Source organism: Amycolatopsis sp. NPDC051371, from assembly GCF_040682155.1.
Lineage (GTDB): Bacteria > Actinomycetota > Actinomycetes > Mycobacteriales > Pseudonocardiaceae > Amycolatopsis.
This window is the reverse complement of record NZ_JBFBAG010000022.1, coordinates 24,881-42,035: the sequence shown is the minus strand read 5'-3', so window position 1 is coordinate 42,035 and position 17,155 is coordinate 24,881. Positions and strand designations below refer to the sequence as shown.

Here is a 17,155-nt window from a genome sequence, read left to right as displayed (position 1 = left end):
GCCCGATCAGCTTCTCGTCGCGGGCCCGAAAGCCGTGCCGCACAACAAGCTCGACATCAGACGGTGGCCAGTTCCACGAGCTGGGTCAGCGCGCCGGCGTCGGCCGTGCTGTGCTGGGCCAGCTCGGTGAAGAAGTGCGCCACGTGGGCGGTCGCGAGGTGCGCCCGGAACGCGTCGGTGTCGGCGTAGATCTCGTAGAGGTGGAAGGTGCCCGGGTGGGCGACGTCGCGGAACGACCGGAACTCCCGGCAGCCGGGCTCGCGCCGCACCGCGGTGGTGAGCTCCGCGATGGCGGCGGCGAGCCGGTCTTCGTGGCCGGGAACCGCCCGGACGACCGCCACCATCGGGCGCTCGCCGGGCGGGAGGTCGTCGCCGATCTCGGGCATGAACCGCCGGTCGCTCACGGTACGACCACCGTCGTCCCGGGCAGGGCGAGGCGGACGTCGATCTCCGGGGCGAGCCGCGCGACCGCGTCGGCGTAGTGCCGCGGGTCCCGGTCGCCCTTGGTGATCATCCGGTCGCCCAGACGGCCGCTGTGGAACGCGTAGTGGTGCGGCACGGCCATCGCCGGCTTCAGCGCGGCCGTCAGCCCCGCCGCGTCCTCGGCGTCCATGACCACCTGCGCGAGGTTCATCGGCCGGATGCACAAGCCGTTCGTCGGCAGGATGGCCAGGTCGACGGGGCCGAACCGGTCCGGGATGGTGTCCAGCTCCGGGACCCGCAGCGAGTCGCCGCCGAAGAAGACGGTGCGTCCGCCGGCCTGGATGACGAAGGTGACTTCGTGGACGCCGTGCTTGCCCGGCGTCGCCGTCACCGTGAGGTCGCCGACCGTCGTGGCTTCCCACGCCTCGACGACGCGGACGTCGCGGAATCCCTTGTCCCGCGCGATAGCCGCGACCGTGCCCGGTCCGATCAACGGGATGCCGAGGTCGAAGCCGCCGGTGACGAGGGCGTCGAGGTCGCAGTGGTCGTAGTGCTCGTGGGTGACCACGACCGCGTCGACGCGGCCCAGGGCGTCGACCGTCGAGGCGACCGGTTCACCCTGGTAGTAGGTGGCGGTCTGGGTGAACCACGGGTCGGTCAGGACGCGGATCCCGCCGATCTCGATCAGCTGGCAGGCGTGCCCGATCCGGGTCACGGTCAACGAGGTGCTCATGCCGGTTCTCCTGAGGTCAGTTGCCGAGGTCGAGCAGCGCGCCCAGCAGCTCTTCGGGCGTCTCGACCTGCGGGAGGTGGCCGGTGCGGGGGAGCAGGGTGAACGTCGAGAGCGGGATCGCGGCGGCGTAGGCCTTCCCGTACTCCGGGTCGACGATGCCGTCGCTTTCGCCCCAGACGACGTGCACGGGGAGGTCGAGACCGCCGAGCCGGCCGGCGAGCGTCGGGTCGGTCATCGCCGGGCCGGTGTAGCCGATCAGGGCCCGGACGTCGGGGCTCGGCCCGGTGCCGCCGTCGCCCGGCGGAACGGGCGCCTTGCCCGGGTCGTGGAACGAGTGCGCCCGCAGCTCGGCCGGGGACAGTCCGCTGACGTCGGTCAGCGGGTGGCCGTCGACCTCGATGCCGACTCCGTCGATGATCACCGCGCCGCTGACCCGGGGGCTCTTCAGCAGGGCGATCTCGGCGGCCAGCCAGCCCCCGAACGAGTTGCCGATCACGGTGACGTCGGTGAGGTCGAGCTCCTCCAGCAGCGCGACGTACATCCGCGCCAGTTCGGTGACGCCGGTCAGGCTCTCGTCCTTCGGGGTGCCGCCGAAGCCGGGGTGGGTGGGCAGCAGCACCCGGGAGTGCGTGCGCTCGGCGAGCAGGTCGGCGAAGCCGGCCATCGTGGCGACCCCGCCACCGCCGTGCAGGAGGAGGTACGGGCGGGTGCGGTCGCGGTCCTGGAGGGTCACCCGAGCCGGGCCGAGGGTGTGGATTTCGGTGCGGGTGGGCCGGAGCGAGCCGGCCGTGGGGAGCGTCGTCATGGGTCCTTCTCGGTTGCGGTCTCGGTACCTAAGGAACCGTATATAAGGTTCCTTAGATAAGCAACCTGTCTTCGATCGGTTAGGGTGGACGCATGAAGTACCGCCCCGGCGAGGTCTCGCTGGCCGTCAAGCGCCTGCAGTACCGCCACCACCGCGCGCTGAGCCGTGCCCTGGCACCGCTGGGGCTTTCCCTCGTGCAGTGGGACACGCTGCGCCACCTGCACCGCGAGCCGGACGCCTCGCTCCACGACCTCGCGGTGCTGACCTTCCAGACCGACCAGTCCTTCGGCTCGCTGGCGACCCGGATGGCCGACCGCGGCCTGATCGAACGGGTTCCCGGGCCGGGCCGGGCCGTGCGGCACCGGCTCACCGAAGAAGGCGCGCGCCTGCGCGCCGAGGGGCAGCACCTCGTGGACGCCATCGCCGAGTCTTCGTTCCGGGACCTGTCGGCGGCCCAGCTCGACCAGCTGGGCGAGCTGCTGGATCGCGCGCTCGGTCCCGATCCGACCGCTTAGGCGTGGGGTGACTCCCGACTGCGAGGTCGCGAGTCACCCCACGCTTTCGCGGCGGACGGTGGTGATCAGGCGCAGGAGGCCCCGTTCAGCGTCGCGGACTGGAACGGCGGTGCGCTGCCGTTGTAGTTCGCGTTGTAGCCGATCGTGGCGGTCGCGCCCGTGCCGAGGGTGCCGTTCCACGACGCGCTGTCGACCTTGACGACGTCGCCGGTGTCGGTCCAGCTTCCGTTCCAGCCCTGGCTGACGGTGACCCCGGGGGCGGAGAAGGTGAGCGTCCAGTGGTCGACCGGCGTTCCGCGATTCTCGATGACGATTTCGCCGGTGTACCCGGTGGACCAGGTGCTGACCACCCGGTGCGTGACCTTGCAGCCGCCGGCCGGCTGCGGGGTCGTGGTGGTCGTGGGAGTGCCGCTGGTCGGCGTCGTGGGAGTGGTGGTGGGGACCGGACCGGCCGCGACGGCGAGGTCGTAGGCCCGCTGCGGCACGAATTGGCCCGCCGTGGCGATGCAGCCGTCCGCCTCACCCGGCGGTTTGACCCAGAGGAAGGCGTCGATCCGGCTGTCACCGGTCTGGTCGGTGCTCGGCGTGCCGATCGCGCGCCCGGCGGGGTCGCACCACTCGCTGCCCTGCGGCCCGTTGCCGTTGCGGCTCGTGTCGACCACGGCCTTCAGCCGCGAGTCACCGAGCTGGCCGAGGATCGCCTTGTCGTAGGCGACTTCGTCGCCGGTCGCGCGGTAGTTGGACACGTTGGTGGAGATGCCGTCGGCGCTGTTGGAGACGTCGGCGGCCCGCAGCCGCGTCGCGGCGTCGCCGGGCGAAAGCCACGCGGAATGCCCGATGTCGAAGTACACCTTCGCCTGGGACGAGCCGGCCTTGAGCCGCTTGCCCGCGTACGCGATCGACGCGGTGGTCTGGCTCTGCTGGTCGCCGCTCTGGCAGTTCGTCATGAGCGCGAGCACGTCGGGCTCGAGCACGATGGCCGCGGGACGTCCCGCCAAACCTGCTGCCACCTGGTCGATCCAGGCCCGGTAGGCGTCGTGTGACGGCGCGCCGCCGCCGCTCGCGCCGCCGCAGTCGCGGTTGGGGATGTCGTAGACGACCATGATCGGGATCTTCCCCGCGGCGGCCGCGGCTGCGGTGTAGGCGTCCACCTCGCCGCGCACCGTGGAGGTGTTCGTGGTGGTGAACCACCTCGCCTGCGGTACCGCGGCGACGCGGTCGCGGATGACCGCGGCGCGCGAGTCGCCGGGGTTCGCCGCGACCCACTTGGCCGCATTGGTGCCGGGGTCGGTGTAGTACGCCGATCCGGCGGCCTGCGCGCCTGCCCACGTGGTCGTCGCGACGACGGCGGTCGTGGCCAGCGCGGCGAGCGCGCCGGCGGCCAATGTCCTGCTTCGCATGCACCTTCTCCTTTGCGCCGGTGCGAAAACGGCTGCCCCGGCGCACGAAGGCGTCCGGGAACAGCAGCGTCCTCGTCCCGGACATCGCCGAACCGAAAGTGCTGGGAGCGCTCCCAATGCCCTCGGGACTGTAGCCGGAGAGGGCCGGATCGGGAAAGGGGCCGCCGGAATTCCCCGCGCTGCCGATGGTCGTCCACCTCCGATGGTGAAGGTGCGGAGTCACTCGGCCGGCATGGTCACCAGGCTGATCATGCGTCGGGTGCGGCCCTGGCCGGGCTCCTGGCCCAGCCGGGCGGTGACGGCCGCGCGGATCGTGGTCAGCAGTTCGGCCATCTCGTCGTCGGTCAGCCACAGCGCGGCCTGCTGGTAGGTCACGCCGTCGGCGGTCGCGTCGGCCGGTTCGCGGTCCAGGTACCGGTCGAAGTCGGCCAGGAGGCCGCCGACGAACGCGGTGAAGGTCCGGCGGTGGTCGTCGGTGGTCATGGCGGCTCGGTCGGCCGGACCGATTTCGGCGTGGTGCCAAGACATCCGGTAGGTGCGCTCGACGGTGCCCCGGACGCGTTTCTCGTCGAGCACCTCGAGCACGCCCGCGGCGGCGAGGGCCGCGACGTGCCGGTACATGGTCGCGTGCGGGATGTCCGGCAGCCGCTCGCGCAACTGCGCCGTCGTGGCCGGGTGGCCGTCCAGGAACGTCCGCAGGATGCGCAGCCGGACGGGGTGCAGCAGCAGGTCGAGGGAAGCCATGGACACATCTTCTCATCTCTGATACTTATATCAAAATTGATATTAATGGAGGCGACGTGATGAACCCCGGTACGAGCACCGGAACCAACGACGTGCGGGAACTCCGGTTGACGGTCCCGGCCGCCGACGGCCTCGCCCTCGCGGGCACGCTCACCCTGCCCGCCGGCCACGGCCCGCACCCGGCCGTGCTCTGCCTGCCCGGCTCCGGGAAGGTCGACCGCGACTCCAACGCCGGCCGGGTGCGCATGGACCTCGGCCAACCGCTGGCCACCGCCCTGGCCCGGCAAGGCGTCGCCTCGCTGCGCTACGACCGGCGCGGGGTCGGCGCCACCCCCGGCGACTGGCACACCGTGGGGTTCTTGGACAACCGGGCCGACGCGGCCGCCGCGCTGAACGCTCTGCGTGGCCACCCGGAGATCCGCCCGCGCGCCGTCGGCGTGCTCGGGCACAGCGAAGGCGCCGTGCACGCGATGTGGCTGGCCGCGCACGCCGAAGCCGCCGCCGCGGTCCTCCTCGCCGGCTACGCCCGCCCGGGCGAACAGGCCCTGCGCTGGCAAGGCGGCCGGATCGCGAGCACGCTGCCGCGGCCCGTCCGCCCCCTGCTGCCCGTCCTGCGCCGCGCCGCCACCCGGCAGCTGACCCGGCTGGCCGCCACCACCACCGACACCGCCCGCATCGGTGGCATGCGGATCAACGCCCGGTGGTGGCGCGAGCAGCTGGCCTACGACCCCCGCCCGGACCTGGCCCGCATCGCCGTGCCGGTCCTGGCTGTCACCGGCGAGAAGGACACCCAAGTCGACCCGGACGACCTGGACGTGATCGCGCACCTGGTGCCGGGCGGGGCCGAAACCCACCGGATTCCCGGCCTGACCCACATCCTCCGCCGCACCGACGGCCCGGGATCCGTGCTCGCCTACCGCCGGCTGCTCCGCGACCCGGTGGACGGCGAACTGCTCACCACCGTCGCCGGCTGGCTGGCCACCCGGCTTCGCTGACCCGCCGGTGCGCCCGATCCACGTACGATCAAGATCGGCCTTCAGCAAGCCCGTTTCGGAGGATCGGGATGCTCGTCGACTCCTTGACGATCGAGTCGGTACCGCAGGACGAGGTCACGGTGTCGACGTACCGGTCCGCCGATCTCGGGCCGGTTCGAGTCGCGCCACCGCGGCGTGGACATGCTCGTCAGCCGCACGGCTTTGCCGGTGTACCAGCCGGGTGGCGGGTCGTTCTCCGGCCGTTGGCCGGCGGGCTACCGGGCGCAGCGCTCGCCGAAGCCGTGTCCCGCCTGCACTGGCTGCTCGTCGAGCACCTCGCCACGGAGGAGGACCTCGCGCTTCCCCTGATCGAGAAGCACATCACCGCGGCCGAGTGGGGCGGGATGATCGCCGACAGCGCCGGCGACATCACTCCCGAGCAGATGCCGCTGATCTTCGGGATGATGGTCTACGAGGCCGATCCCGAAACCGTGCGGGACATCATCGCCCAGATGCCGCCCGAGGTCAGCGGCGTGCTCGGGGGCCTGGCCCCGCAGTCGTACGCGGCCCACGCGGAGCGGGTGTACGGCACGGCCACCCCGGCGCGGATCGGCACTCGCGACGGGGCCGCGTGATGGCCGAGGTGAAGTTCGGCGCGCTGCTGGAGCCGAGCGCGGATCGTCCGCAGGACGTCGTCGGCTGGGCCGAGCTCATGGAGCGGCTCGGCTACGACCTCGTCACGTTGTCCGACCACCCGTACTGGCCCGAGCGGCTCGACACCATCGCGCTGCTGTCCGCCATCGTGGCCAGGACGCGGCGGATCACGGTGCTGCCCAACCTGCTCAACCTCCCGCTGCGGCCGCCGGCCGTGATCGCCCGCACCGCGTCCACCCTGGACATCCTCAGCGGCGGCCGGTTCGAGCTCGGGCTCGGCACCGGGGCGCAGCAGATGTGGGAATCCATCGTCGCGGAGGGCGGCCCCGCGCGGACCGCCGGTCAGTCGATCGAGGCGCGGGAGGAGGCCACGCACCTCATCCGCGCGCTGTGGTCGTCCACAGAGGACGTCGACTTCCGGGGCGCGCACTACCGGCTCGACGGCGTCCGCCCGGTCCCCGGCCCCTGCATGAGATCGGCATCTGGTTCGGTGCCTACCAGGCCCGGATGCTTCGTGTCGTCGGCGCCCTCGGCGACGGCTGGATCCCCAGCTCCCCGTTCTTCCCGCCGGAGGCGCTGCCCGCGGCCAACCGGCTCATCGACGAGGCCGCGCGGGCCGCCGGCCGGTCGCCGCGGAGCATCCGCCGCGGCTACAACATCGAAGGTCAGTTCGGCGCCGGTGCCGGCTTCCTGTACCGGGCCGGGTCGCCCGACTTCCTCACGCGCTTCGCCGAGGACGTCGCGCCGGCTGTCCGCGAGTTCGTCGCGTGACCACGACGCACGACTCGCCGACCTGCTGCTGGCGGGCTCCTACCCGGCGCGATTCGCTCGTCTCGACAGCGCGCTGAAACTGCTGGCCGTGGCGGCGGACGAACAAACTCGAACGCAAGTGCAACAGATCGCCGGGGCAGCGGCATCTTGAGAGGTGTGCAGTTCGAAGAGTTCTCACGTGAGCAACTGCCCAGCTTGGTGCGCTTCGCCGCGGTGCTGACCGGTGACCGTGAACTGGCCCAGGACGTGGTGCAGGACGCGCTCGTGCGCGCGCACCAGGGCTGGCGGCGGGTGGCGGCGGCGGATCGACCGGACCTGTACATGCGGAAGATGGTCGTCAACGGCTACGTCGGCTGGCGCCGCCGCTGGTACCAGCGATCCGTGCGGCCCACCGCGGACGTCACCCGGTTCCGCGAGCCGACCGCGCCCGATCCGGCGCACCGGATCGCCGACGCCGACCAGCTCACGGGCCTGCTCGAGGGGCTGAGCCGCGCCCAAAAGGCGTCGATCGTGCTGCGGTTCTACGAGGACCGCGACGACGACGAGATCGCCGCGGTGCTCGGTTGCGCGCCCGGGACGGTGCGCAGCCACATTTCGCGCGGCCTGAGCTCGCTGCGCGTCCAGCTCAAAGAAGGCAAGGAGTGTGTGTGATGACCGACCTCGACGAGTTGCGCCGCGTGCTGCGCGCACAGGAGTCCTCGGCCCCTGATCCGGACGACGTGCTCGCCGTCGCCACCCGCCGGATCCGGCTGCGCCGGACGACCAGCGTCGCCGCGGTGACGCTCACGGTGGCCGCCCTCGGTGCGGGTGCCGTCGGGTTGCTGGATCGGGGTACCGCGGCGGTGCCGCCGGCCGCGCTCGGGAGTTCGCCGTCCGCCGCGGCGTCCGGGTCGCCGGCCACCGGGAAGGTGCCCCCGGCCGCGCCGGCGCTGAGCTTCGAGGACAGTTCCTGGCACTTGCTGGTCTGGGCCGTCCAGCCGCACTTCGCCAGCCTGCACTACGGGCAAGACCACCGGTACGCGTTCGAGATCGACGTCCGTGACGGCAAGGCGCCCGAGAGTGCGCTGGCCACGAAACCCTCGACCGCCGGCCAAATCCCGCATCCGAAGTCGGTCATGTGGCAGGACGGACCGGACCGATGGATCTGGGTCAGGACGACGAAGCCGGTGACGGCCGCGGAAATGCTTGCCCTGCTGGGAAAGATCGGCACCACGCCGCCGGTGGTCGATTCGCCGCTGAAGTCGGTGCAGGTCCCCGACGGGCAGCAGGTCACCACGTTCACCAGCGAGCCCGAGACCAACACCCTGGTGCTCTGCCCCGACCCCGAAGCGAAGAGGGCTCCGCTCGACAGCCGGTGTTTCTCCTTGACCGTGTCGCTGACCAGCACGACCGGCAACGCGGACAGCACTTTCCCGCAGGACCCGCTGCCCGCGCACCAATTCAAGAAGCTCGGGGCCTACACCCTCGAAATCAACAGCTCGCACGCGAACGAGCAGGCCGCGCTGGCCTTGCTGAACTCCGTCCAGCTCAACCGATGAGCACGGAGCTTCCCCGCGAGTGACCTGAGTCAATCCCGGCTCAGCCCGGGGTCGTTGCTTCTCTTCTTTCTCGAAAAGGGACGGTTTCTTCGTCGAGCCTTCACCACCCCGGCATCGATCCATCGCCCGGCCGAAGGAGTTTCGATGCGTATTTCCGTGCTCGTCATCCTGGTGGTGGTGGTCGTCATCTTCGGCGCACTCACCGCGGTGGTCTGCCTCCGGCCGGCGAACGGGCCCGCCGCGGCGGCGGAAAGGCCCGTCTCGTACGTGCCATCGGAGCCGGATACGCGTCCGGCCATGCCGCGTCCGGAGGAAGCCAAGGTGGCGGTCGATGTCAGGGGCGAGTGGTCCTGGGCGTTGCGAGAACTCGACACCGGTGTGGTGGTCGGCGACGGAACCTTGCGCAACACGACCGAATCCATGATCAAGATCTGGCTGGCCGTGGACTTCCTCGCCGCGCGAAACTCACGGATCCCGGCCGACGACGAGGCCCGGGTGACCCGGATGATCCGGGCCAGTGACGACCACGCCGCCCAGACGCTGTACCTCCGCCTCGGCGGGGACGAGTCGATCAATCGGATGATCCGGACCTGCGGATTGCACGACACGGCGATCGAGCCGGGCTGGTGGTCCAAGACCACGATGCCCGCGACCGACGCGACGCTGCTCGGCCAGTGCGTGGCCCGCGGTCCGGGTGTGAGCCCGCAGTGGCGGACCAAGCTGCTCGACCTCATGCGGTCGGTCGATCCCGCCGACGCGTTCGGCATCCCGGAGGCACCAGCCCTCTCGGACCGGCGCCTGGCGATCAAGAACGGCTGGACCCGCCACGGAACCTGGTGGGCGGTGAACTGCCTGGCGATGTGGGACCACTGGGTGCTCGCGGTCATGGTCCACTACCCGGAGCAGGGTGACGGGCACCGGTACGGGGCCGAAGTGTGCAAGTCCGTCGCCCAGCAACTGTTCGGCCGCACGGACATCAGTTTCGCGCCAGGGTCGGGAGGTAAGTGAAGTTCCGGAGATCTTGCCCCCGCCGCTGCCCCCGGGTCTGCGCTCCCGGGCGGCCACAAAGGACAGAGAGGAAGTGGAAGCAATGATTCCAGATACCACAAAACCCCAGGTTGAAGAGATCTTCAACCTGGAGAGTGGGGGGGTGCGCCATCAGGGACTCGAACCCCGAACCCGCTGGTTAAGAGATCGCTTTTTTATGTGTCGGGTGGTGTCGAGTGATGCCGGACAAGACCTTTTCGGCTGGTCATCGGCCATCGCCTGTGTCGGGCTATACCGCGTTCTGTCGTCGTGTGCGCGACCTCTCGGGCTCTTCTCGGGCTCGCACGTGCCGGATTCTGCCGAGCTGTCGGTGCAGGTCGATCGCGCCGCGTGTGGTTGCGGGTGCGGACTGCCGGGGAGGGCGGTTGACCGCGTCGAGCAGGCCGTCCACTTCGAACACGCGGCGGCCGATGCCCGTGCCGCAGCCGGCGTCGAGGATCCGCGGGCGCGCGGGCAGGCCGAACCGTTTCGCGAAAGATCCGCCAGTAGCCTGGGTTGATCCCGGCGAGCCGGTTGTAGGCGGCGGTGCCGGTCATCGTCTCGCGTCGGCGGCGGGTCGGCGGATGGCCAGCAACACGGTGTCGTCCGCGTACAGCACCACATCGTGCATGCGTTCGACGACTTCGCTCGGCAGTACCGTCGCGGGCCGGTCGGCGTGCGCGCCTGCCAGTTCCAGCAAGCGGGCCTGACCCTCGTCGACGTCTTTGCGGGTCTCGACCAGTCCGTCGGTGTAGAGCAGCAAAGTCGCGCCCGGCGCCAGCTCGACGTCGAGCAGGCGCGGGCTGCCGGGGCGCGGGAAACCGACTCCGCGGCCCGTGGCCGGAGGGCGCAGGAGCCGTGCGGAGCCGGCAGGGTCGACCAGGACGGGTTCCGGGTGGCCGCCGTTGGCGAGATGGGTCGCGCCGGTCGCGGGGTCGATCCGGGCCAGCAGCACCGTCGCCATGAGGTGGGGCGCGATCGGCGCGAGGGTGCGCGAAGCGTGGGCGATCAGGTCGGAAAAGGGGTGCCTTTCCAGCGCGAGGGTGCGGATCGTGTGGGTGACAGTGAGGGCGTCCCTGGTCGAGGCGACGCCGTGGCCGACGGCGTCGACCAGCGTCACGTGCAGGTGGCCATCGGGCAGGACGAACCAGTCGTAGAGGTCACCGCCAGTGGGGGAGTCCGCTTCGGTCGGGGAGTAGCAGACGCCGAGCTCCAGTCCCGGAACGGACGGCGGCGGGGGCCGCAGCGCATCCTCCAGCTCGTGGAAGATCCGCGCGTGCGCGTGGCGGAGCTGCTCGTCGCGTTGTTCGAGTTCGATGTACATGGCCAGCACGCCACTGTTGGTCTCGGCCAGCTCTTGTTTGAGTTCTTGTAGTCCACGGGCGTGCGCGTCGGCGCGGGTGGTGAGCGCGAGCATCTCTTCCCGGGTCGCCCGCCCATCATCGGCCGGCACGGGAATCGGCAGGTCACCGGTGATGAAGCGCCAGGTGGCGCGGCCGTCGTCCGTCGCGGCGGCCGGCCGCGGCAGGTTGTCGAGATCTGACTGGGTGATCGGTTCCGACGACCGGACGCTGATGGTGAGCACGCCGTCGGTCACGGTGGTTTCCAGGTCGACCATTCCGCCGGCGTCGAGGATCGCCTCGGCGAGGAGGGTGACCGCCAGCACCAGCCGGGCTCGGTCCTCGCTGGGGACCCCGCCTTCGCCGCACGCGGTACGAACTCGACGGCGCAGCGAGGTAACGATCTCGTTCTGTTTGACGCCGAGTACGTCGGCCGCCTCGCCCGAAGCCGGCTCCGCGCGAGACAGGTCCACGACGTCCACTCTGGCATCTCGCTGCCGAACCAGCAGAACGACCGATCCTTGGGCTCGCCATTTTGTGCCACGCGAGGAAGGCCGGCGCAAGACCGTGCCGGGCGTGACCAACGACCGGTACTATGGCCCGCCCGGTCGTCGACCGGGTCACGGGGAGCTGGCCGGGAGTCCTCGGCCGGTCGGCGGTCGCTCTCCGCACTCGCGCGGTGGTACTCGGCCCGTCGGAGGTGCTCCGCCGTGTCCGCGGTCTGTCACGTCATCGAGGGGGCGCGACGGCCGACAGGGACGGCCTCACCGCAACTGTCACGGCACTTTGCCATTGCGGGTGCCATCATCCATCGACCGAGTTTCGAGATCGCGGTTGTCGTCGATGCGGTGACGCTGGTCGGCGGTGCGGTCACGTTTGTCGCCAGTGCGGTCACGCTGGTCGGCGGTGCGGTCACGTTTGTCTGCGGTGCGGTCGCGCTGGTCTGCGGTGCGGTCGCGCTGGTCGGCGGTGCGGTCACGTTGGTCGGCGGTGCGGTCGCGCTGGTCTGCGATGCGGTCACGTTGGTCTGCGATGCGGTCACGTTGGTCGGCGACCCGGTCGCGCGAGCTGGGCTGCGTTTCGGCTGCGGTCCCAGCCGTGTCGTCGTCACCCTGCGCTTGCTGTGTGTCTCGATCGCTGCCTGGGGGTGACGTGTCCACTCGTCTACCATGCACCACCCCGGAGCCGATCACCAGCGCGCCCAGCGGCTCGCTGGCCTGACCTGTGGTTTGTGATGTCCCCGTTGTTCCGCATCTGTTCAACGGAACGGCCAAGGGAGCACCCCTCGGTGTGCCTGCCCCCTTGGCCGCCAGGACAACTCGGCGGTCGGGGGCAGGGAACCGGCTTGGGCCGCCGAGCCGAGGTTCCGCCCCGCCCACCGCACGCGTGCTCCAGCCGCTCCGGAGCCCGACCTGACTCGGCCGCACGAGCTGATTCACTGATACCGCAACAGCAGTCGGATGGGTGGGTAGCCACGTCGTTCGTAGGTCGGCGGCGGTGCGTGAAGCGGCGGCGGAGCAGGCGGGTCGCCACGTGTTCGGTGGTGAGGATCGAGACGTCCCGCTTTCACCGGAGGCCGGACTCGGGTGTCGGCCGAGGCGGCCTCGGCCGGGTTGAGGCACTGCTTCGCGCACGGCCAAGCGTCGTCGCCGTTTCCCGGTGAAGTCCGGATTCGTTCGCACGAGGGATCCCAGGCAGGCGCCGGTGGTGCCGGACCTGTCATCGGGACCGCTCGATCCCGCGCAGCCGACGGCGTCCCCGGGCCGTGAGCCGGACGGACTCGGGGAAGGTGGTCATGTCGTCACCGCCCCGCGGATCCTGGCTCTCGCCCTGCAAGCCGGCGTCGCCGAGCCAGTGCCGGACGAAGAACGTGGTGTAGAAGCCGAGGAACGTGGTCCAGAAGTGCCACTTCGCGAGGCTCTCGTCGAGCATCCGGCGAAGCCGGGATCCGCCCGCGGCTGCCCGCGCAGCAGCATGCCGAGCACGCAGTCCGACACGGCGGACCCGCGCCGGTCGTTTCGACGACGACGGCAGGGGTACTCCGGCGCCGTGAATCACGTTCGAGGGAAGAGCCGCACGATGGCCGCGGACGCCGACATCGTCCTCAACACCGCTGCCGACCTCACCCGCGTGCGGACGTGGCTGCCGGCGCCGGTGCAGGTGATCGGCACGGGGACCGCGACGGTCGACGTGCAGTGGCGGCCGGATGACGTGCACCGCTACGAGATCGACCTCAAGGCGTCCGAGCACCGGATGGAGTGGCACCCGGTCGGCCGTGGCGGCTGGGCCGGCCACCTGCGCGTCACCGACCACGGCGCCGGGTCCAGCGAGGCGGAACTGCTGGTGGAGGTAACCGAAGACGTCGACGCCGACCAGGTGCGCGAGGTCTTGGACCAGGCGTTGCGGGCCCTGGCCACCGAAGTCGACCAGAACTTCACCGCGAGCTGAGCGACCCGGCGGCTACGAACTGCTCTCCACCGCGAGGTCCGCCCAGACGGTTTTGCCACCGGAACGGTGCTGCCCGCCCAGAGAACGCCGCACTGCTCGACGAGCGCCGACCCCGCCCGCGAGGATCGTCGGACGGCGGGGAGCAGGAGCTGCCGAACACCCCACCGGCCGCCAAGCACCCGGGTACCGCGGGCCGGCGGTCTACGCGGCCCGCGCCTGTGTGCGAGACCTCCTCGTCGCGATCGGCGACGACCGCGGCTGCGTGACTGCTCCGTCCACCCGGGCTAGGGACCCGGGCAGTTCATCGTGAACGCCCTCCACATCCGGCGGGCGGCCTCGCGGGCCGACGCGTCCGGGCGGATCGGGGGCGCGCCGGCCGGCCGGCGCACCTCGGGGTCGCCCAGCAGCTCGACCAGGGCGGCCGCCAGGTCGCGGACCTTCACGTTGAACTCCTGGCTGCACCGGCGCAGCGTGCGCCACGCCTCCTCCACGTCGCAGCCCCGGAGCGCCATGATGGCGCCCTTGGCCTGCTCGATGGTGGCGCGGGAAGCCAGCATCGCCTGCACCTGGTCCGGCGCGCCGGTCGCCGCGGCCCCGGCGACCCGGACCAGGAGGTCCGCGGTCAGCTTTTCGTAGCGCCGCAGCACCGCCCGCGCTTCGGGAGACGCCGGGCCGTCGAGCGTGGCCGACACCACGAGGGTGTCGTCGCCCGAGAGACCGCCCACCGCGACGGCGCCGCGGACCCGGCGCCACCGATCGGCGGGATCGGGGTGCTTCCCGACGAGGGCGTCGTCCGACAGCCCGGGCCAGCGTTCGTCGGCGAAGAGATCGTCCGTGCTCACCGACTGGCCGCTTCCGGCGGCGTCGGCAATAGGCCCGCCGCGCCTCAGCTGGATCGGGGCCAGCCGATCACCGACCCCGCACGTGGCCAGGACCGAAGGCGGCCCGCCGTCGCGGCGGACGGTGAGCGCGGTCCCGAGGCAGCCGCGGATTTCGGCGGCCACCCGGTCCAGCAGCTCGGTCAGCAAGTGGTCGAGTGGTTCCCACCGATCGAATGCGTTCACCGGCGTTCGCGTCACGGACTCCCACCTCCGGGCTCGGGCCGCGGTGGCCGAGCACGCGAAGGGCGGTCGGCGCACCGAAGACTGAACCCGTCCGATTCTGCCCGATTCCGGCCCGCGATTCATCCCGTGACCGGGTGACGAACCGGCAGCCGGTCACCACATCCGGAGCCAGCCGGCCGCCAGTGACGCCACGAAGGCGGCCGCCATCAGCGTCAGCACGCCGATCGCGATGAGCCAGGCCACCGGCATGGCCTTGGACGGCATCGGCTGCGGGTGCGACAGCCCCGACGTCTGCGCCGAGTCCGGCGGCGTGCTGCCGAGCGGGACCCCGCCACCCGGTTCCAGGTCCGGGGTGTCGGCCGGATCGGGGTCCGGGGGTGCCGCGGTCCCGCCGGTCGCCGAGGTCTCTTCCCGGTCCGCGCGGTCAGGAGACATCGAGCACCGTCTTCAGCCAACCCGCCTCGCGGCGGTCGAAGGTCTGGTACGCGTCGATCGCGGACGCCGGGTCTTCGTGCTGCGTGATGAAGGCCGTCGGGTCGACCGCGCCGGACGCGACGAGCTGCACGAGGTGCGGCACGTACCGGCGGTGGTTGCAGTTGCCCAGGTGCACGGTGAGGTTCTTGTTCATCGCCGTGCCGAGCGGGAAGCGGTCGAACCCCGGCGGGTAGACGCCGATGATGCCGATCGTGCCGGCCTTCGCCACGGCGTCGACCGCCCAGCGGGCCGCCAGGCTCGGGGCGTTGCCGGGCACCCACTGGTCACCGTCGGGGGCGGCGTCGGGCGCGGCGACCGCCCGTTCCGCTTCGAGGTCGGCACCTTGCCCGGCCGCCGGGCCGCGGGCCGGGCGCTGCGCGTCCACGCCGACGGCGTCGATCACGCGGTCCACGCCGATACCCCCGGTCAGTTCCCGCACGAGGGCCACCGGATCCTCGGTGTTGAAGTCGATGGTTTCGGCGTTCTGCCCGCGGGCGAGATCGAGGCGGGAGGCGATGCCGTCGACGACGAACACGCGGCCCGCGCCCTGGCGCTTCGCGGAGGCGATCGCCAGCTGGCCGACGGCGCCGGCGCCGAGCACCAGGACGCTGTCGCCCTCGCCGACCTCGGCCAGCCGCGCGCCGAACCAGGCCGTCGGGAAGATGTCGGACACCAGGATCGCCTGGTCGTCGCTCACCGGGTCCGGGATGCGCACGAGCGTCGTCATGGCGAACGGGATGCGCGCGTACTCCGCCTGCAGGCCGTCGACCGGCCCCGTCGATTCGGGGCCGCCGAAGAAGCAGGTCCCGGCGCCCGGGCCGTTCGGGTTGGCCGTGTCGCACTGGGCGTAGTACCCCGCGCGGCAGTACGAGCACGTCCCGCAGCCGATCGTCGAGGTCACCACCACCCGGTCGCCCGGGGTGAACCCGCGGACCGCCGGGCCGACCTCTTCGACCACGCCGACGGCCTCGTGCCCGAGTACGGTGCCGGGCACCATTCCCGGCATGGTCCCGCGCACCAGGTGCAGGTCGGTGCCGCAGATCGCGCTGCGCGTGACCCGGATGACGGCGTCGCTGGGCTCCAGGATCTTGGGGTCGGGGACCTCCTCGGCGCGGATGTCCCCGACGCCGTGCCACACCACTGCCTTCACGGTTCCTCCTCCTCGGTTCCTGCTCGTCCGGGCCGGTTGCCCGGTCGGAGGGCTCCGAAACGCGCCCACCGCGGGCGAAGTGCCGGCCGGTTGGCGACGCGGGAGATCGGGTATGCCGCTCAGACGGGCGGCGGGAGCACGCCGTCCGGCTCGCGCCAGGCGAAGACGACAACGACGAGGTGGCACGCATGACGGACGCAGCGGACCGCGGCGAGCAGGACTGGGCGGCTGAGCGCGCCGAGTTCGCGGCGGGCGGCGACCGAGGCGGGCCCTTGGCCGAGCAGTTCGCCGCGTTGACCGCGCGGCTGCTGGACGCGACGACCGTCGCCGACGTCCTCGAGCAGGTCGTGGTGGCCGCACGGCGGGTGGTGCCCGGCGCCGATCTCGTGTCGGTGACCCTGCGGTCGCCCGAAGGGCGGTTCTTCACGCCGGTGGAGACGGATCCGGTGGCCGCCGAACTGGACCAGGTGCAGTACGACACCGGGGAAGGCCCGTGCGTCGACGCCTCTCGCGAGAACGGTCCCGGCCACGTCGGCAGCGACGACCTGGCGGCGGAACCGGCGTGGCCCCGCTTCGGCCCCCGTGCCGCCGAACACGGGTTCGCCGCGGTGCTCTCGACCGCGCTGCAGCCCTTCGACCGGCCCGCGCGCCAAGGTGGGGCGCTCAACGTCTACGCCCGCCGGAGCGCCGTGCTGGACGAGCAGGCGCGGGACACCGGCCTGCTGCTGGCCACGCACGCTTCGCTGGCGCTGGCGGGCGTGTCGGCGGTGACGCAGGCGGAATTGCAGGCCGAGCACCTGCGCCGCGCGATCGACAGCCGTGACGTCATCGGGCAGGCCAAGGGTATTTTGATGCAACGGCGGGGGATCGGGGCGGACGAGGCGTTCGACCTGCTGCGGCGGACTTCCCAGCAGCTCAACGTCAAGCTCGCGGAACTGGCCCACACGCTCGCCGGCCGTCACACCGAACTGGACCGGTCGTGACGTGGTGCTGATCAGCCGCGCTGAACCGGCACCGCGCGGCTACCCCACTCCGATCGTCCGCCGCGGCCGGCGGCCCTGGGCTGCGGGCGCGGCACCGGATTCGTAGTCTGGTA

General features: G+C 71.5%; 21 protein-coding genes. 11 read left to right on the top strand and 10 right to left on the bottom strand.

Annotated elements, in window-relative coordinates; translation table 11 throughout:
- Positions 1-56: 56 nt before the first annotated feature.
- From AB0M59_RS25920 to AB0M59_RS25910, 3 genes are read right to left on the bottom strand one after another with little or no spacing between them, the layout of a single operon-like run.
- Positions 57-404: a putative quinol monooxygenase gene (locus AB0M59_RS25920; RefSeq protein ID WP_364619490.1), complete on the bottom strand. Its 348-nt coding sequence runs from the start codon at positions 402-404 to the stop codon at positions 57-59.
- Positions 401-1,156, bottom strand: a complete 756-nt coding sequence (locus tag AB0M59_RS25915; RefSeq protein WP_364619488.1) for an MBL fold metallo-hydrolase — start codon at positions 1,154-1,156, stop codon at positions 401-403. The genes AB0M59_RS25920 and AB0M59_RS25915 overlap by 4 nt, the downstream gene beginning before the upstream one ends.
- Before the next feature lie 16 nt (positions 1,157-1,172).
- Positions 1,173-1,961, bottom strand: coding sequence for an alpha/beta hydrolase (locus AB0M59_RS25910; protein ID WP_364619485.1), 789 nt, complete (start codon positions 1,959-1,961; stop codon positions 1,173-1,175).
- 92 nt (positions 1,962-2,053) lie between these two features.
- Between AB0M59_RS25910 and AB0M59_RS25905 the strand changes: the two genes are divergently transcribed.
- A complete protein-coding gene (locus AB0M59_RS25905; protein ID WP_364619482.1) occupies positions 2,054-2,476 on the top strand; it encodes a MarR family transcriptional regulator in 423 nt (140 codons plus the stop codon).
- 65 nt (positions 2,477-2,541) lie between these two features.
- Here AB0M59_RS25905 and AB0M59_RS25900 read toward each other — a convergent pair whose 3' ends face one another.
- Both AB0M59_RS25900 and AB0M59_RS25895 read right to left on the bottom strand, forming a co-directional pair.
- The gene (locus AB0M59_RS25900) at positions 2,542-3,861 is read right to left on the bottom strand and encodes a glycoside hydrolase family 6 protein (RefSeq protein WP_364619846.1); all 1,320 of its coding nucleotides are present in this window, start codon (positions 3,859-3,861) and stop codon (positions 2,542-2,544) included.
- Positions 3,862-4,095: 234 nt separating this feature from the next.
- Positions 4,096-4,620 (bottom strand): helix-turn-helix domain-containing protein, encoded by a 525-nt coding sequence (locus AB0M59_RS25895; RefSeq protein WP_364619479.1) that lies wholly within the window; start codon positions 4,618-4,620, stop codon positions 4,096-4,098.
- 59 nt (positions 4,621-4,679) lie between these two features.
- Here AB0M59_RS25895 and AB0M59_RS25890 point away from each other — a divergent pair, with 59 nt between their 5' ends.
- The 7 genes from AB0M59_RS25890 to AB0M59_RS25860 all read left to right on the top strand — a co-directional run bounded on the left by AB0M59_RS25890 (position 4,680) and on the right by AB0M59_RS25860 (position 10,103).
- Positions 4,680-5,615 (top strand): alpha/beta fold hydrolase, encoded by a 936-nt coding sequence (locus AB0M59_RS25890; RefSeq protein WP_364619843.1) that lies wholly within the window; start codon positions 4,680-4,682, stop codon positions 5,613-5,615.
- Positions 5,616-5,857: 242 nt separating this feature from the next.
- Entirely contained in the window at positions 5,858-6,229 is a 372-nt protein-coding gene (locus AB0M59_RS25885; RefSeq protein ID WP_364619477.1) for a hypothetical protein, read from the top strand.
- Complete coding sequence (locus AB0M59_RS25880) at positions 6,229-7,170, top strand: LLM class flavin-dependent oxidoreductase (protein WP_364619474.1); 942 nt, start codon at positions 6,229-6,231, stop codon at positions 7,168-7,170. The genes AB0M59_RS25885 and AB0M59_RS25880 overlap by 1 nt, the downstream gene beginning before the upstream one ends.
- A 5-nt stretch (positions 7,171-7,175) precedes the next feature.
- Positions 7,176-7,670 carry a SigE family RNA polymerase sigma factor gene (locus AB0M59_RS25875; RefSeq protein ID WP_364619471.1) on the top strand — a complete coding sequence of 165 codons (495 nt, stop codon included), beginning with the start codon at positions 7,176-7,178 and terminating at the stop codon, positions 7,668-7,670.
- Entirely contained in the window at positions 7,670-8,557 is an 888-nt protein-coding gene (locus tag AB0M59_RS25870; RefSeq protein ID WP_364619469.1) for a hypothetical protein, read from the top strand. Before AB0M59_RS25875 ends, AB0M59_RS25870 begins: the two co-directional genes overlap by 1 nt.
- A 144-nt stretch (positions 8,558-8,701) precedes the next feature.
- Positions 8,702-9,565 (top strand): serine hydrolase, encoded by an 864-nt coding sequence (locus AB0M59_RS25865; RefSeq protein WP_364619467.1) that lies wholly within the window; start codon positions 8,702-8,704, stop codon positions 9,563-9,565.
- A 73-nt stretch (positions 9,566-9,638) separates the two neighbouring features.
- Positions 9,639-10,103, top strand: coding sequence for a hypothetical protein (locus AB0M59_RS25860; protein WP_364619464.1), 465 nt, complete (start codon positions 9,639-9,641; stop codon positions 10,101-10,103).
- 33 nt (positions 10,104-10,136) lie between these two features.
- Here the strand turns inward: AB0M59_RS25860 and AB0M59_RS25855 are convergent, their stop codons facing one another.
- Entirely contained in the window at positions 10,137-11,396 is a 1,260-nt protein-coding gene (locus AB0M59_RS25855) for a PP2C family protein-serine/threonine phosphatase (protein WP_364619461.1), read from the bottom strand.
- Between the two features lie 237 nt (positions 11,397-11,633).
- On the opposite strand from AB0M59_RS25855, the gene AB0M59_RS25850 reads away from it, so the two are divergent.
- On the top strand, positions 11,634-12,074 hold the full coding sequence (locus AB0M59_RS25850) for a hypothetical protein (protein ID WP_364619458.1): 441 nt from the start codon (positions 11,634-11,636) through the stop codon (positions 12,072-12,074).
- A gap of 568 nt (positions 12,075-12,642) precedes the next feature.
- Here the strand turns inward: AB0M59_RS25850 and AB0M59_RS25845 are convergent.
- Positions 12,643-12,855 carry a hypothetical protein gene (locus AB0M59_RS25845; RefSeq protein WP_364619857.1) on the bottom strand — a complete coding sequence of 71 codons (213 nt, stop codon included), beginning with the start codon at positions 12,853-12,855 and terminating at the stop codon, positions 12,643-12,645.
- Positions 12,856-13,002: 147 nt separating this feature from the next.
- Between AB0M59_RS25845 and AB0M59_RS25840 the strand changes: the two genes are divergently transcribed.
- Positions 13,003-13,371: a hypothetical protein gene (locus tag AB0M59_RS25840; protein WP_364619455.1), complete on the top strand. Its 369-nt coding sequence runs from the start codon at positions 13,003-13,005 to the stop codon at positions 13,369-13,371.
- A gap of 284 nt (positions 13,372-13,655) precedes the next feature.
- Here AB0M59_RS25840 and AB0M59_RS25835 read toward each other — a convergent pair whose 3' ends face one another.
- From AB0M59_RS25835 to AB0M59_RS25825, 3 genes are all read right to left on the bottom strand, one after another.
- A complete protein-coding gene (locus AB0M59_RS25835; RefSeq protein ID WP_364619452.1) occupies positions 13,656-14,435 on the bottom strand; it encodes an ANTAR domain-containing protein in 780 nt (259 codons plus the stop codon).
- A gap of 153 nt (positions 14,436-14,588) precedes the next feature.
- Positions 14,589-14,870 carry a DUF6480 family protein gene (locus AB0M59_RS25830; protein WP_364619450.1) on the bottom strand — a complete coding sequence of 94 codons (282 nt, stop codon included), beginning with the start codon at positions 14,868-14,870 and terminating at the stop codon, positions 14,589-14,591.
- Positions 14,860-16,059, bottom strand: coding sequence for a zinc-dependent alcohol dehydrogenase (locus AB0M59_RS25825; RefSeq protein ID WP_364619447.1), 1,200 nt, complete (start codon positions 16,057-16,059; stop codon positions 14,860-14,862). Before AB0M59_RS25825 ends, AB0M59_RS25830 begins: the two co-directional genes overlap by 11 nt.
- A 188-nt stretch (positions 16,060-16,247) precedes the next feature.
- Between AB0M59_RS25825 and AB0M59_RS25820 the strand changes: the two genes are divergently transcribed.
- Complete coding sequence (locus AB0M59_RS25820) at positions 16,248-17,042, top strand: GAF and ANTAR domain-containing protein (RefSeq protein WP_364619444.1); 795 nt, start codon at positions 16,248-16,250, stop codon at positions 17,040-17,042.
- Positions 17,043-17,155: the final 113 nt, after the last annotated feature.